The sequence below is a fragment of the Pseudomonas sp. S2_F07 genome (assembly GCF_054668325.1).
The window spans coordinates 4,982,720-4,998,011 of record NZ_CP162758.1; the positions used below are offsets into that span (position 1 = coordinate 4,982,720).

13 protein-coding genes are annotated in these 15,292 nt (G+C 60.8%); 7 read left to right on the forward strand and 6 right to left on the reverse strand.

Going from position 1 to position 15,292, the window contains the following annotated elements:
- Window positions 1–45 precede the first annotated feature (45 nt).
- Window positions 46–1,194, forward strand: a complete 1,149-nt coding sequence (locus tag AB4O40_RS22590) for a pyridoxal phosphate-dependent aminotransferase (protein ID WP_223542210.1) — start codon at window positions 46–48, stop codon at window positions 1,192–1,194.
- Window positions 1,182–1,973 carry an amidohydrolase gene (locus tag AB4O40_RS22595; RefSeq protein ID WP_056721250.1) on the forward strand — a complete coding sequence of 264 codons (792 nt, stop codon included), beginning with the start codon at window positions 1,182–1,184 and terminating at the stop codon, window positions 1,971–1,973. Before AB4O40_RS22590 ends, AB4O40_RS22595 begins: the two co-directional genes overlap by 13 nt.
- 163 nt (window positions 1,974–2,136) lie before the next feature.
- Here the strand turns inward: AB4O40_RS22595 and leuA are convergent, their stop codons facing one another.
- From leuA to xseA, 3 genes are all read right to left on the reverse strand, one after another.
- The gene (gene leuA, locus AB4O40_RS22600) at window positions 2,137–3,816 is read right to left on the reverse strand and encodes a 2-isopropylmalate synthase (protein ID WP_056721248.1); all 1,680 of its coding nucleotides are present in this window, start codon (window positions 3,814–3,816) and stop codon (window positions 2,137–2,139) included.
- A gap of 451 nt (window positions 3,817–4,267) precedes the next feature.
- The gene (locus tag AB4O40_RS22605; protein WP_056721246.1) at window positions 4,268–5,089 is read right to left on the reverse strand and encodes a M23 family metallopeptidase; all 822 of its coding nucleotides are present in this window, start codon (window positions 5,087–5,089) and stop codon (window positions 4,268–4,270) included.
- A 3-nt stretch (window positions 5,090–5,092) separates the two neighbouring features.
- Window positions 5,093–6,472, reverse strand: a complete 1,380-nt coding sequence (xseA, locus tag AB4O40_RS22610) for an exodeoxyribonuclease VII large subunit (protein WP_223542208.1) — start codon at window positions 6,470–6,472, stop codon at window positions 5,093–5,095.
- 184 nt (window positions 6,473–6,656) lie between these two features.
- Here xseA and AB4O40_RS22615 point away from each other — a divergent pair, with 184 nt between their 5' ends.
- Window positions 6,657–7,424 (forward strand): sulfite exporter TauE/SafE family protein, encoded by a 768-nt coding sequence (locus tag AB4O40_RS22615; RefSeq protein ID WP_223542207.1) that lies wholly within the window; start codon window positions 6,657–6,659, stop codon window positions 7,422–7,424.
- A gap of 45 nt (window positions 7,425–7,469) precedes the next feature.
- Here AB4O40_RS22615 and AB4O40_RS22620 read toward each other — a convergent pair whose 3' ends face one another.
- From AB4O40_RS22620 to AB4O40_RS22630, 3 genes are read right to left on the reverse strand one after another with little or no spacing between them, the layout of a single operon-like run.
- The gene (locus AB4O40_RS22620; RefSeq protein WP_056721240.1) at window positions 7,470–7,877 is read right to left on the reverse strand and encodes a hypothetical protein; all 408 of its coding nucleotides are present in this window, start codon (window positions 7,875–7,877) and stop codon (window positions 7,470–7,472) included.
- Window positions 7,878–7,885: 8 nt separating this feature from the next.
- Window positions 7,886–8,314, reverse strand: a complete 429-nt coding sequence (locus AB4O40_RS22625) for a DNA polymerase III subunit chi (RefSeq protein WP_223542206.1) — start codon at window positions 8,312–8,314, stop codon at window positions 7,886–7,888.
- Between the two features lie 60 nt (window positions 8,315–8,374).
- Complete coding sequence (locus AB4O40_RS22630; protein WP_056722283.1) at window positions 8,375–9,865, reverse strand: leucyl aminopeptidase; 1,491 nt, start codon at window positions 9,863–9,865, stop codon at window positions 8,375–8,377.
- Between the two features lie 308 nt (window positions 9,866–10,173).
- Between AB4O40_RS22630 and lptF the strand changes: the two genes are divergently transcribed.
- The 4 genes from lptF to lepB all read left to right on the forward strand — a co-directional run bounded on the left by lptF (window position 10,174) and on the right by lepB (window position 15,177).
- Window positions 10,174–11,292 (forward strand): LPS export ABC transporter permease LptF, encoded by a 1,119-nt coding sequence (gene lptF, locus AB4O40_RS22635; protein ID WP_056721237.1) that lies wholly within the window; start codon window positions 10,174–10,176, stop codon window positions 11,290–11,292.
- The gene (gene lptG / locus AB4O40_RS22640) at window positions 11,285–12,346 is read left to right on the forward strand and encodes an LPS export ABC transporter permease LptG (protein ID WP_056721235.1); all 1,062 of its coding nucleotides are present in this window, start codon (window positions 11,285–11,287) and stop codon (window positions 12,344–12,346) included. The genes lptF and lptG overlap by 8 nt, the downstream gene beginning before the upstream one ends.
- 171 nt (window positions 12,347–12,517) lie before the next feature.
- Entirely contained in the window at window positions 12,518–14,317 is a 1,800-nt protein-coding gene (lepA, locus tag AB4O40_RS22645; RefSeq protein WP_008053223.1) for a translation elongation factor 4, read from the forward strand.
- A 5-nt stretch (window positions 14,318–14,322) separates the two neighbouring features.
- Window positions 14,323–15,177 (forward strand): signal peptidase I, encoded by an 855-nt coding sequence (lepB, locus tag AB4O40_RS22650; RefSeq protein ID WP_056721233.1) that lies wholly within the window; start codon window positions 14,323–14,325, stop codon window positions 15,175–15,177.
- Window positions 15,178–15,292 lie beyond the last annotated feature (115 nt).

Below are 15,292 nucleotides of genomic sequence, written 5' to 3' on the forward strand. Positions count from 1 at the left end.
TCCCCCGCGCCGCCGTAGAGCCGGGTGTAGAGCAGGGAACCACCGATGATCACCAGCAAGCTGCCGAATGTCGGCATCACTATCTTCACTCAGATGTCTCAGCTCGCGGCACAGACCGGCGCGCTCAATCTGTCCCAGGGCTTTCCCGATTTCGCGGCCCCGCAGGCCCTGTGCGATGCGGTCGGCCGGCATATCGCCAGCGGCCATAATCAATATTCGCCAATGACCGGGCTGCCGGTGTTGCGTCAGCAGATCGCGGCGAAGATCGCCCGCAGTTATGGCGCACAGGTGGATGTAGATACTGAAGTGACGGTTACCCCCGGTGCGACCGAGGCGATTTTCTGTGCCATTCAGGCGGTTATCCACAGCGGTGACGAAGTCATCGTGTTTGATCCGGCATACGACAGCTACGAGCCTTCGGTGGAGTTGGCCGGCGGTCGTTGCGTGCATGTGCAACTGGGCCTGAACGACTTCAGTATCGACTTCGAGAAGCTTGCCCTGGCACTCAGCCCGCGTACGCGAATGATCATCCTCAACACCCCGCACAACCCCAGTGGCGCATTGATCAGCCGTGCCGAACTCGACCAGTTGGCAGACTTGATCCGCGATCGCGACATCTACGTGATCAGCGACGAAGTCTATGAACACCTGGTGTATGACGGTGTGCCCCACGTCAGCGTGCTGAATCATGAAGAGCTGTATCAGCGTGCCTTCGTGGTCAGCTCGTTCGGCAAGACCTACCACGTCACAGGCTGGAAAACCGGCTATGTGGTTGCACCACCGGCCCTGACGGCGGAATTGCGCAAGGTGCACCAGTACGTGAATTTTTGTGGGGTGACGCCGCTGCAATATGCATTGGCCGATTACATGGCCGAACATCCCGAACACGTCGAGGAGTTGCCGGGTTTCTATCAGGCCAAGCGTGATTTGTTCTGCGATCTGCTGCTACCGTCGCGTTTCAGCTTCACCCGGGTGACCGGCACCTATTTCCAGTTGGTCGATTACTCGCAGATCCGCCCGGATCTCAATGATGTCGAGATGGCCCTGTGGATGACCCGCGAGCACGGCGTGGCCAGTATCCCGATCTCGGTGTTCTACCAGACGCCACCGGTCGGCCAGCGCCTGGTGCGGCTGTGCTTTGCCAAGCGTGAGGAGACCCTGCGTGAAGCAGCGGAAAAACTATGCGTGATCTGAGTGCATTGCCCAAGCTGACCGTTGCGCTGATTCAGACGTCCCTGGCCTGGCACGACCGCCAGGCCAACCTCGAGCATTTCGAGCCACTGCTGGAGCAGGCTCGCGGCGCCGACCTGATCATTCTGCCGGAGATGTTCACCACCGGGTTCTCCATGGAATCCGAGGCCCTCGCCGAAGCGGAAAACGGCCCCACCAGCAAATGGCTGCGGGTCCAGGCGGCAAAGCTTGATGCGGTGATCACCGGCAGCGTCATCGTCCAGGCCGTCGACGGCAGCCATCGCAATCGCCTGCTGTGGGCGCGCCCGGATGGCGAGGTGTTGCACTACGACAAGCGTCACCTGTTCCGCATGGCCGGTGAGCATAACCACTACACCCCCGGCGAACGCCAGGTGCAGTTCGAGCTCAAGGGCTGGCGAGTGCGGCCGTTGATCTGCTACGACCTGCGCTTCCCGGTGTGGAGCCGTGACGCCCAGGACACCGACCTGCTGCTGTACACCGCCAACTGGCCAGGTGCGCGGCGCCAGCACTGGAACCGCTTGCTGCCGGCGCGGGCGATCGAGAACCTGTGCTATGTCGCGGCGGTCAATCGCATCGGGACTGATGGCAAGGGCTTTGCCTATACGGGTGACAGTCAGGTGCTGGATTTTCAGGGCGAGACGCTGCTCAGTGCCGGAGAGGCAGACGGGGTGTTCACGGTGGTGCTGGATGCGGCAGAGCTGGCGGCGTATCGCACGCGGTTTCCGGCGAATCTGGATGCCGATACCTTTGAGTTCATCTGATATTCCGGTGTACTCCAAAAGATCGCAGCCTTCGGCAGCTCCTACAGGGGGTCGCGTTCCAACGTAGGAGCTGCCGAAGGCTGCGATCTTTTGATCTTAAAGCCGCACAAACGAAAAGGCCCCGAGGTTCACACCCCGGGGCCTTTTGCATTTCAGCGATGGCTTACGCCGCTTTCGCTTCCGGCTGGCTCAGCGAGCGGTTCAGCGCACTGAACAGGGCCTTGAAGCTGGCAGTGGTGATGTTTTCGTCGATGCCGACGCCATGCACCGCACGTTCGCCATTCACTCGCAGTTCAATGTAGGCCGCGGCCTTGGCATTGGTGCCCGCGCCGATGGCGTGCTCGTTGTAGTCCATGATTTCCACCGGTACCGGCAGGCCGGCCACCAGCGCTTCCAGGGCACCGTTGCCCTTGCCGCGCCAGTGCAGGTTGGTCTCGCCCTGGCCTTGGCTGGCCACTTCCACTTCAACGGCGCTGTGACCGTTTTCTTCCTGCAGGCGATGGCTGACCAGCGCGTACGGGGTGTTGGCCTGCAAGTACTCGCTGTGCAGCAGTGCGTGGATCTGCTGGGCGGTCATTTCCAGGCCGAGGCGGTCGGTTTCACGCTGCACGACCTGGCTGAACTCGATCTGCATGCGACGCGGCAGGCTGATGCCGTACTCCTGCTCCAGGAGGTAGGCGATGCCGCCCTTGCCCGACTGGCTGTTGACGCGGATGACCGCCTCGTAGCTGCGGCCGATGTCGGCCGGGTCGATCGGCAGGTACGGTACTTCCCACAGTGCATCGGATTTCTGCTGGGCGAAGCCCTTGCGGATCGCATCCTGGTGCGAGCCGGAGAATGCGGTATGCACCAGGTCGCCGACGTACGGGTGACGCGGGTGCACCTGGATCTGGTTGCACTCTTCGACGACTTTGCGTACGCCGTCGATGTCGGAGAAGTCCAGCTCAGGGTTCACGCCCTGGGTGTAGAGGTTCAGGGCCACGGTCACGAGGTCGACGTTACCGGTACGCTCGCCGTTGCCGAACAGGCAGCCTTCGACACGGTCGGCACCAGCCATCAGGCCCAGTTCGGTGGCGGCAACGCCAGTGCCACGGTCGTTGTGGGTGTGCAGGCTGATGATCACGCTGTCACGACGGTTGATGTGGCGGCCGAACCATTCGATCTGGTCGGCATAGATGTTCGGGGTCGCGCATTCCACCGTGGCCGGCAGGTTGAGGATCATCTTGTGCTCGGGCGTCGGGTTCCAGACCTCGATCACCGCGTCGCAGACTTCCTTGGCGAACTCCATTTCGGTGGCACTGAAGGTTTCTGGCGAGTATTCGAAGGTCCACTCGGTGTCCGGCTGCATGGCCGCGTATTTGACGAACAGCTTGGCGGCGTTCACGGCGATGGCCTTGACCCCGTCCTTGTCCTGGTTGAAGACAATGCGGCGGAAGGAAGGGGAGGTCGCGTTGTACAGGTGAACGATGGCTTTCTTCGCGCCGCGCAGGGATTCGAAGGTGCGCTCGATCAGGTCTTCACGGCCCTGGGTCAGCACCTGGATGGTGGTGTCGTCCGGGATGTGGTTGCCTTCGATCAGGGTGCGGACGAAGTCGAAGTCGGTTTGCGAGGCGGCCGGGAACGACGCTTCGATTTCCTTTACGCCGACCTGCACCAGGGTTTTCCAGAAGCGCAGCTTCTTGACGGCGTCCATCGGCTCGATCAGCGACTGGTTGCCGTCACGCAGGTCGGAACTGCACCAGATCGGCGCGGCGGTGATGGTTTTCGACGGCCAGGTGCGGTCCGGAATGTCGATGGTCGGGAACGCGCGGTATTTCGAAGACGGGTCTTTGAGCATGCTCATCGGGAAATCCTTATTGTGTTGGCCGAAAAAGGCGGCCTGCCGGTGGATCAAAAGTTCTTGGAGTACAGCCTGGGACGAGACACCACGATTCAGCCCGGCAGTCGTGCACTGACGAGGCACAGGCTGCGGTGCTGGCGGAGCTGAATGAGGGTGTGAGAGGTTTTCATGCCTTCAACCCTAACCTTGGGGGGGAAGGTTGGCAAGCAGTCGAAAAAAATTGAGAGGAATACTCGTGAACGGGTATTTATCGAGATTTTATTGCTGTGATTGGCGGTGATTGTTTTGTTGTTTGCGCGAGGTTTGAGTGGTGCGCAATTGATGAGGTGACACTGCCGGACTGCTTTCGGTGTCTGTGATATTGCCATCGCGAGCAAGCTCGCTCCCACAGGTACAGCGCAATCCCTGTGGGAGCGAGCTTGCTCGCGATGAGGCCAGAGGCCTTATTTTGGAATCAGGGCTGAAACGCACCAATGAAGATTGCCGGATCGACCCGCGCATCGTTCAGGCTGATGTTCCAGTGCATGTGCGGTCCGGTCGCGCGGCCGGTCGCACCGACTTTGCCGACCACGTCACCACGGGCCAGTGGCTGTCCCACCTTCACGTCGATTTTCGACATGTGGCAGAACATGCTGATGAAGCCCTGGCCATGGTCGACGAACACCGTGTTGCCATTGAAGAAGTAGTTGCCGATCAGGATCACCTTGCCGGCAGCCGGGGTTTTGATCGGTGTGCCGGCGCCCACGGCGAAGTCCAGGCCAGAGTGGGGGTTGCGCTCTTCACCGTTGAAAAAACGGCGCACGCCGAACTTGCTCGACAGCGGCCCGTTCACCGGTTTGTCCAGCAGCAGGTTGCTCGGGGTGTTGGGGCTGAACGTGCGGTAAGCGGCAATCTGTTCGGCCAGTTCACGCTCGATGCGCTTGAGGTTCTCCGGGTCCGGATTGACCTGCTGGGTGTTCTTCAGGGTGATGCGCTGTTCCGGGTATTTTTTGTTGCCAACCGTAAAATTCAGGTTACGACCGCCGCTGCTGACCGATTGAGCCCCCGGCTTGACCGTCAGTGGCACGCCGACAATGGCCAGCCAGTTGTTCTGTTCCTTGACTACCAACACCGGTTTGCCTTGATAGGTGGCTTTTGGCGCCTGGGCGGACGTGCCCAGGTCCACCACCGCCACGCCGCCCGGCACCGGTTTGTTCAACTGGCGGGTGATGTAGCTGTCGGCGTGGGCGTTGAAGGTCAGGAGCAGTAACAACAATGGAGCAAAGAAGCGCGGCATGGATCAATCCAGTAAAGAAAGGGTGACGGGCGTCAGGTGATTGTCTTCGACCCGCACTTGCAGTTCGCCTTCGCCCAGTTTGGCCTTCAGGCGCTGGCCGGTATGGGTTTGCGCGGCGTTGCGGATCGCGTTGCCGCGCTCGTCCAGCAAGATGCTGTAGCCACGGCCAAGGGTCGCCAACGGGCTGACCACATGCAGTGTCTGCATCTGGCTGTGCAGTTGCAGGCGACGGTTCTTCAGCCCTTCGCGGATAGCGCGCGGCAGGCGTTCGGCCAGGCTGTCGAGGCGCTGGCGCAGCATTGCCAGTTGCCGGCCCGGATGTTGTGCGGCCAGACGGGTTTCCAGGCGGATCAAGCGTTCGCGACGGGTGTTGAGGCTGCGCTCGAACGCGCGGCGCATGCGCATGTCCAGGTCATCCAGGCGTTGCGCTTGTTGGCGCAGGCGCTCGCCGGGATGGCGCAGGCGTCGGGAAATGCCTTCCAGGCGCAAGCGATCGCGCATCAAGCGGTCACGCATGCGCATCACCAGCCGTCGGTGCAGGCTTTCGACCCGACGCACCAGGTCGCTGGAGTCCGGTGCCAGCAATTCGGCGGCAGCGGAAGGGGTGGGCGCGCGTACGTCGGCCACGAAGTCGCTGATCGACACATCGGTTTCATGGCCGACCGCGCTGACAATCGGCGTCACGCAAGCGTCTACGGCACGGGCCACGGCTTCTTCGTTGAAGCACCAGAGGTCTTCCAGCGAACCGCCGCCCCGGGCCAGGATAAGCGCATCGAAGCCACGGGCATCCGCCAGTTTCAGGGCACGGACAATCTGCGACGTGGCTTCGCGGCCCTGTACGGCGGTAGGGATCAGGGTTAATTGCACCTGCGGTGCACGACGACGGAACACGCTGATGATGTCGCGGATCACCGCCCCGGTGGGCGAACTGATGATGCCGATGCGTTGCGGATGCGCCGGCAGCGGCACCTTGCGTTCGGCACTGAACAGGCCTTCGGCGCTGAGCTTTTCCTTGAGTGCATCGAAGGCCAGGCGCAAGGCGCCGTCGCCGGCCGGCTCCACGGTGTCGAGGATCAGCTGATAATCACCGCGCCCCTCGAACAGAGAGACCTTGCCGCGCACCTTGACCGCCAGACCGTCCTTCAAGGCCTGGCGAACCCGTGCCGCGTTCTGCCGGAACAGCGCGCAACGCACCTGGGCGCCGCTGTCCTTGAGGGTGAAATACACGTGGCCGGACGCCGGGCGGGCGAGGTTGGAGATTTCGCCTTCGACCCAGATGTTGCTGAACACGTCTTCGAGCAACACCCGGGCGCGGCCGTTGAGCTGGCTGACGGTCAGGACTTCGCGGTCCAGGCCGAGTCTTGCAAAGGGATCTTTAATCATGGGGCGCAGTTTAAAGGCATTCGGTGACCAATCTCCATGATCCTGCACAATTCCCTTGTGGGAGCGAGCTTGCTCGCGATGGGGCCAGCAAATTCAGCATTGATGTGCCAGACAGATCGCCATCGCGAGCAAGCTCGCTCCCACAGGGGTAAAGTCGTGGCGCAAATTTATGGAAGACAGGGAAATGGATGTGATTGAGTTATTAAACCAATGGCCCTTCGGCCCGCTGGACTGGCTGGTGATCGGTGCAGGCGTCGCCCTGGCCTACATCGTGTTCGGCATCGCCGGTTTTGGCACCGCACTGGTGGCGGGGCCGATTCTGATTCTGTTCATGCCGCTGTCCAAGATCGTGCCCTTGCTGGTGTTGCTCGACTTTGTCGCGGCATTCGGCAATCTGTTGCCTTCGCGGCGTGATGTGGCGAAACCGGAACTTCTGCGGTTGCTGCCGTGCATGGCGGTGGGGTGCACCCTCGGCGTGATATTCCTGCTGAACCTTAAGTCCGACCTGTTGCTGCTATTGATGGGGCTGTTTATCAGTGCCTATGCGATTTACAGCCTGTGGATAAAGGTCCGTCCGGCGCAGTTGTCCGCCGCGTGGGCGCTGCCGATGGGGACGGTGGGCGGGATGTTCGGCGCGTTGTTTGGCAGCGGCGGCTTTCTCTATGCGATCTATTTGAACAGCCGATTGCCCAAGGAGGCGGCGCGGGCGACCCAGAGTGCGCTGATCAGTTGCAGTACGGTGGTGCGTCTGAGCCTGTTTGCCATCGCCGGTGTGTATGCCGATTTGCCGTTGCTGGTGCTTGCGGTTTGTCTGTTGCCGGCGATGGTGCTGGGGCTTTGGGTTGGCCGGAAGTTGACCATGCGCCTGTCCCGCGAGGCGTTCGTGCGGCTGGTGACGTGGCTGGTGCTGGCCAGCGGAATTGCGTTGATCGGGCGTTACTTGAGCACCTGAAGATTCAACCTGTGGAGAGGGAGCAAGCTCCCTCTCCACAATTATTCAGTCGTTGTACTGGCTCAACAACCGCTCCAGTCGTGCACTGAGGCGACGTTTGATTTCGGTCTCGATGTGCGGGGCGAAGTCGTCGATCACGTCTTGCATGATCAACTGCGCGGCGGCGCGCAATTCGCTGTCCAGGTGCAGCAGGTCATCCGGGTTCTTGCTGGCGGCAGGCGCCGGCGTTGCCATGGTGACGGGTTCAACGATGGGGGCAGGGGTTGTCGGTACGACAGGGGGCGAAGGCTCGCTCACGGCGTCGAACAACATGGGAATCTGTTCCTGGTCACCTTCCTCGACCGTGTCGGTCAGCAGGGGCGGTTGCAGGTTGTCATCGCCGAGCAATTGGCGGATCGACTCAAGGTCGTCCAGCAGGTGCGCGGACTGTTGCAGCGGTTTTGGAGTGTCCATTGGAAGGCTCAGAGTCGCTGTAAACGGTGATCTTGCAGAGGATAGCCCTGTTCGCGGTAGAAACGGAAACTCTCCCGCGCGGCCGCTCTGATCGTCGGATCCTCCACCACCACTTCCGCCACCCGGGCGAACTTGTTGGTGAAGGCCGGGACCTTCAGGTCGAGATTGACCAGCAAATCCTGATGCTGACCGCAGTCATCGCCCAACCCCAGGACAATAAAACCTTCAGGTTCGCTGTCGGCAGGGCCGTGGGGCACGAAGCTTTCACCCTTGAACGCCCACAGCCGCGCATCGAGATCGTCACGCTGGGCCGCGTCGCTGCAATGCAGGTAGATGCGGTGGCCCATGCGCCAGGCTTTCTCGGTGAGCTTGCAGGCAAAGTCCAGGCGTGCCGAAGGATCGGCGCTGGGCAGGATATAGAAGTCGACTTTGGTCATTGCGGTTCCAGAGCGGCAAGCGGCGTCACCGCAGAGTGACGCCGCCGCCCATCAACGGTTTCAGGCTTTGGCGCGGTCCAGCAGGTATTGGGTCAGCAGGGGAACCGGACGGCCAGTGGCGCCCTTATCCTTGCCGCCGCTGGTCCAGGCCGTGCCGGCGATGTCCAGGTGCGCCCAGTTCAGGTTCTTGGTGAAGCGCGACAGGAAGCAGGCCGCGGTGATGGTGCCGGCTTTCGGGCCGCCAATGTTGGCGATGTCGGCGAACGGGCTGTCAAGCTGTTCCTGGTACTCATCGAACAGCGGCAGTTGCCAGGCGCGGTCGTCGGCAGCTTTGCCGGCGCTCAGCAGTTGGCCGATCAGTTCGTCATTGTTGCCCAGCAGGCCCGAGGTGTGGGAACCCAGGGCAACCACGCAGGCGCCGGTCAGGGTCGCGATGTCGATGACCGCTTGCGGCTTGAAGCGCTCCGAGTAGGTCAGGGCGTCGCACAGCACCAGACGGCCTTCGGCGTCGGTGTTGAGGATTTCCACGGTCTGGCCGCTCATGGTGGTGACGATGTCGCCCGGGCGCGAAGCGTTGCCGCTCGGCATGTTCTCGGCGCAGGCCAGGATGCACACCAGGTTGATCGGCAGCTTCAGTTCGAGCACGGCACGCAGGGTACCGAACACGCTGGCGGCGCCGCCCATGTCGTACTTCATTTCATCCATGCCGGCACCTGGCTTGAGGCTGATGCCGCCGGTGTCGAAGGTGATGCCCTTGCCGACCAGCGCGTACGGCTTCTCGGATTTCTTGCCGCCGTTGTACTGCATGACGATCAGGCGCGGAGGCTGGGCGCTGCCCTGGCCGACGGCGTAGAACGAGCCCATGCCCAGGGCCTTGATCTTCTTCTCGTCGAGGACTTCGACTTTCAGGTCCTTGAATTCCTTGCCCAGGTCTTTGGCCTGCTCGCCGAGGAAGGTCGGGTGGCAGATGTTCGGCGGCAGGTTGCCCAGGTTGCGGGTGAAGGCCATGCCGTTGGCGATGGCGGTGGCGTGGGCCACGGCGCGTTGCACTTCGGCCTGGGCAGCCTTGATGGTCAGCAGGGTGATTTTCTTCAGGGCGCGGGCTTCGGCTTTCTGGCTCTTGAACTGGTCGAAGCTGTACTCGCCGTCCACCAGGGTTTCGGCCAGCAGGCGGGTCTTGCCATAGCTGTCGCGGCCTTTGACCACGACTTCGTCGAGGGCCAGCACCGCGTCGCTGCCGCCCAGGCCTTTGAGGGTGTTGAGGATGCCGGCGATGATCTTGCGGAACGGGCGGTCACCCAGTTCGTCGTCCTTGCCCACACCCACCAGCAGCACGCGCTCGGCCTTGAGGTTCGGCAGGCTGTGCAGCAACAGGCTCTGGCCAACCTTGCCGGCCAGGTCGCCGCGCTTGAGCACAGCGCTGATCGCGCCGCCGCTCAGTTCGTCGAGTTGTCGGGCAACAGCGCCGAGCTTGCGGCCTTCGCCAACGGAGACCACGAGAGTGGCGGTCTTCAACGTTTCGGGGTTGACGCTTTTTACAACCAGTTCCATGTCCGGGTCCCTGAATTGATGGTTATCACGCATGCGCCCGACACCTTATGTGCGTCGATTGCTTATAAATAGAAAGGCGCCAGGATCGACCGGCGACAAAGGCCGCAGTTTGAACCTCGCTACCGGCGGCTGACAACCCTCGGTTGTACGATCTTCAACGCTTTGACAGGCTGCTTGAGCTTGTGCAGTGACAGGCGCACCCAATCACAGGATAATGCGCCATCTTTTTTCGGCGGCTCTGCCTTGCGGGCTGGCCGATACGTTTGCTTGTTTGGCCGCCTTAGCCTGACAACCCTGGAGTGTCTGGTTTGATCGTCTTCCGTTATCTATCCCGCGAAGTCCTGTTGACCTTGAGCGCCGTCAGTGCCGTGCTGCTGGTCATCATCATGAGCGGTCGCTTCATCAAATACCTCGCCCAGGCGGCTTCAGGCCTGCTGGATCCGGGTTCGTTGTTCCTGATCATGGGCTATCGCCTGCCGGGGTTCCTCCAGCTGATCCTGCCGCTTGGGCTGTTTCTCGGGATCCTGCTGTCCTACGGGCGCCTGTACCTCGAAAGCGAAATGACCGTGCTCTCGGCCACCGGCATGAGCCAGCAGCGGCTGTTTTGCATGACGCTGTTCCCGGCCACTCTGGTTGCGCTCCTCGTGGCGTGGCTGAGCCTGAGCCTGGCGCCACAGGGGGCCAATCAGTTTCAGTTGCTGCTGAACAAGCAGGATGCCCTGACTGAATTCGATACCCTGGAGCCTGGGCGCTTCCAGGCTTTGCGTGACGGCACCCGGGTCACCTACACCGAGAGCATGTCCGATGACCGCGTCAATCTGGGGGGTGTGTTCATCTCGCAAAAAAACATCAGTTCCAATAACAAGGATCGCGGGATTTCTGTGCTGGTGGCGGAAAAGGGTCGCCAGGAAATTCGTCCGGACGGCAACCGCTACCTGATCCTTGATAACGGCTATCGCTATGACGGTAGTCCGGGGCAGGCTGACTACCGGGCGATCAAGTACGACGAGTACGGTGTGTTGCTGCCAAAGCCGGAAGTCAGTGACGAAGTCACCGACCGTGACGCGATGCCGACCCGTACCTTGATCGGCAGTGAAGACATTCGCATGCGCGCCGAACTGCAATGGCGTATGTCTCTGCCGTTGCTGGTGTTCATCGTGACCCTGATGGCGGTGCCACTGTCGCGGGTCAATCCGCGCCAGGGCCGATTCCTCAAATTATTGCCGGCGATTCTTCTCTATATGGCTTACCTGACCATTCTGATCGCCGCCCGCGGTGCCCTCGACAAGGGCAAGATCCCCGCGATGTTTGGCTTGTGGTGGGTGCACGGGATTTTCCTGTCCATCGGCCTGGGCTTGCTCTATTGGGAACCCTTGCGCTTGAAGAGGGCGAGTCGCCGCAGCGCGCTGGAGGTGGCCCGTGGTTAAGCTGGATCGCTACATTGGTAGCAGTGTGTTCATGGCGATCCTGGCGGTGCTCGGGATCATTCTTGGTCTGGCGACACTGTTTGCCTTCATCGACGAGATGGGTGAAGTCAGCGATACCTACACCTTGGTCGATGTGCTGAGTTATGTGGTGTTGACCGCTCCGCGCCGGATGTACGAAATGCTGCCGATGGCTGCGCTGATCGGCTGCCTGATCGGTCTTGGCAGCCTGGCCAGCAACAGTGAGCTGACCATCATGCGCGCCGCCGGTGTGTCGATCGGCCGGATCGTCTGGGCGGTCATGAAGCCGATGCTGGTATTGATGCTGGCCGGTGTGCTGGTCGGTGAGTACGTCGCTCCGCCTGCCGAAACCATGGCGCAGGCCAATCGCTCGCTGGCACAGGGCAGCGGTGATGCACAAAGCGCCAAGCACGGCTTGTGGCACCGCCAGGGCGATGAGTTCATTCACGTCAACTCGGTGCAACCCAACGGCATCCTGTACGGCGTGACCCGCTATCGTTTCGACAACGAGCGGCACATGCTGTCGGCGAGCTTCGCCAAGCGTGCCGAGTTCGACACCGATCACTGGCAGTTGACGGATGTCACGACCACGCTGTTCCACGAGCGCAGCACCGAAGTGGTTGCGACCCCGCAAGAGCGCTGGGAAGTTGCGTTGAGCCCGCAGTTGCTCAATACCGTAGTCATGGTGCCGGAGTCGCTGTCGATCAGCGGCCTGTGGGGTTACATCCACTATCTGGCGGACCAGGGGCTGAACAATGGCCGCTACTGGCTGGCATTTTGGGTCAAGGTGTTGCAGCCGCTGGTGACTGCCGCCCTGGTGTTGATGGCGATTTCCTTCATCTTTGGTCCGCTGCGTTCGGTGACCCTGGGTCAACGGGTGTTCACCGGCGTGCTGGTGGGTTTCACCTTCCGCATCGTTCAGGATCTGCTGGGGCCTTCGAGCCAGGTATTCGGCTTCCCGCCGTTGCTTTCGGTGCTGGTGCCGGCGGGTATTTGTGCCGTTGCGGGGCTCTGGCTGTTGCGTCGAGCCGGCTGATGGCGGGCATTTTCCGACCGCTTTGACGTTAAAAAACGCCCTTGTCGCAAGACCGGGGCGTTTTTGTAGGCACCGTCTGACCTGCGAACGTGACGCTCGCGCCGTGGATCAGGTACAATTCCCGGCTATTTTTCGGCGGGCTATGCCTGCAGCCTTTTTGAGTGTTGATCCGTGAGTGATTTGAGTCATATCCGCAATTTCTCCATCATCGCCCACATTGACCATGGCAAGTCGACGCTGGCCGATCGCTTCATCCAGATGTGTGGCGGCCTCGCCGAGCGCGAAATGGAAGCCCAGGTCCTGGACTCCATGGACCTTGAGCGTGAACGCGGGATCACCATCAAGGCGCACAGCGTCACCCTGTATTACAAGGCTCGCGACGGTATCAACTACCAGTTGAACTTCATTGATACCCCCGGCCACGTTGACTTCACCTATGAGGTGAGCCGTTCGCTGGCCGCCTGTGAAGGCGCGCTGCTGGTGGTCGATGCCGGTCAAGGCGTTGAAGCGCAGTCGGTTGCCAACTGCTACACCGCGATCGAGCAGGGCCTGGAAGTGATGCCGGTGCTGAACAAGATCGACCTGCCACAGGCCGATCCGGACCGTGTCAAAGAAGAAATCGAAAAAATCATCGGCATCGATGCCACCGATGCGGTCGAGTGCTCGGCCAAGACCGGCCTGGGCGTCGACGAAGTGCTCGAGCGCCTGGTCGCCACCATTCCAGCGCCGACCGGCAACTACGAAGATCCGCTGCAAGCGTTGATCATCGACTCCTGGTTCGACAACTACCTGGGCGTTGTTTCCCTGGTACGCGTGCGCCACGGTCGTGTGAAGAAGGGCGACAAGATCCTGGTCAAGTCCACCGGCAAGATCCACCTGGTGGACAGCGTCGGTGTATTCAACCCGAAGCATACCCCTACCGCTGACCTGAAGGCCGGTGAAGTGGGCTTCATCATCGCCAGCATCAAGGACATTCACGGTGCGCCAGTGGGCGACACCCTGACCTTGAGCTCGACGCCGGACGTTGACGTACTGCCAGGCTTCAAACGTATTCAGCCGCAGGTTTACGCCGGTCTGTTCCCGGTCAGCTCCGACGACTTCGAAGATTTCCGCGAGGCGCTGCAAAAGCTCACGCTCAATGACTCGTCCCTGCAGTACACCCCGGAAAGTTCCGATGCCCTGGGCTTTGGTTTCCGTTGCGGGTTCCTCGGCATGCTGCACATGGAAATCATCCAGGAGCGCCTGGAGCGCGAGTACAACCTGGACCTGATCACCACGGCGCCGACGGTAATCTTCGAGCTGCTGCTCAAGACCGGCGAGACGATCTACGTCGATAACCCGTCGAAGCTCCCGGACCTGTCCTCGATCGAAGACATGCGTGAGCCGATCGTGCGGGCCAATATTCTTGTGCCGCAGGAGCACCTGGGCAACGTCATTACCCTGTGCATCGAAAAACGTGGTGTGCAGGTTGACATGCTGTTCCTCGGCTCCCAGGTACAAGTGACCTACGACCTGCCGATGAACGAAGTGGTGCTGGACTTCTTCGACCGTCTGAAGTCCACCAGTCGCGGCTATGCTTCGCTGGACTACCATTTCGATCGTTATCAATCGGCCAGCCTGGTGAAACTGGACGTGCTGATCAACGGTGACAAGGTCGATGCCCTGGCGCTGATCGTGCACCGTGACAACTCGCACTACAAAGGTCGCCAGCTGACCGAGAAGATGAAAGAACTGATTCCGCGGCAGATGTTCGACGTAGCAATCCAGGCCGCCATTGGCGGGCAGATTGTGGCGCGGACAACCGTCAAGGCGCTCAGAAAGAACGTATTGGCCAAATGCTACGGTGGTGACGTCAGCCGTAAGAAGAAACTGCTGGAGAAGCAAAAGGCCGGTAAGAAACGCATGAAGCAGGTCGGCAACGTGGAAATTCCACAGGAAGCCTTCCTTGCCGTGCTCAGGTTGGATAGTTAGGTCCTATGTCGCTAAATTTCCCGCTGTTGCTGGTCATTGCCGTGTTTGTCTGCGGCCTGTTGGCGTTGCTCGATCTGTTGATCCTGGCCCCGCGTCGGCGTGCCGCCATCGCTTCCTATCAGGGCAGCGTCAGCCAGCCTGACATGGTCGTGGTCGAGAAGCTGAACAAAGAGCCGCTGCTGGTTGAATACGGCAAGTCGTTCTTCCCGGTGTTGTTCATCGTGCTGGTGCTGCGTTCGTTCCTGGTGGAACCGTTCCAGATTCCTTCCGGTTCGATGAAGCCAACCCTGGATGTCGGCGACTTCATCCTGGTGAGCAAGTTTTCCTACGGGATCCGCTTGCCGGTGATCGACAAGAAAGTCATCGAAGTCGGTGATCCGCAGCGCGGTGATGTCATGGTGTTCCGCTACCCGAGCGATCCGAACGTCAACTACATCAAGCGTGTGGTTGGTTTGCCGGGCGACACGGTTCGCTACACCGCCGACAAGCGCCTGTTCGTCAACGGTCAATCGATCGCCGAGCAACTGGTCGGCTCCGAGCCGGGCACGTTGGGCAGCGCCGAGCTCTACAAGGAAAAACTCGGTGCGGCCGAGCACATGATCCGCAAGGAAATGAGCCGCTACCGCGCCATGCCGGACCGTTCGTGGACCGTGCCGGCCGGGCACTACTTCATGATGGGCGACAACCGCGACAACTCGAATGACAGTCGCTACTGGGATGATCCGAACATTCCCAAGGATCTGCTGGGCATGGTTCCCGACAAGAATATCGTCGGCAAGGCCTTTGCAGTCTGGATGAGCTGGCCGGAACCCAAACTCAGCCACCTGCCGAATTTCTCGCGGGTTGGCCTGATCAAGTAATCAGACACGGCGCTGTGAACACAGCGCCGAATGCATTTCTGGAACCGGCACAATGGGCGCCAGAGGCATGCAAACAATGATATTCAGGACGTTATTTTTGAACACAGCTTTAATT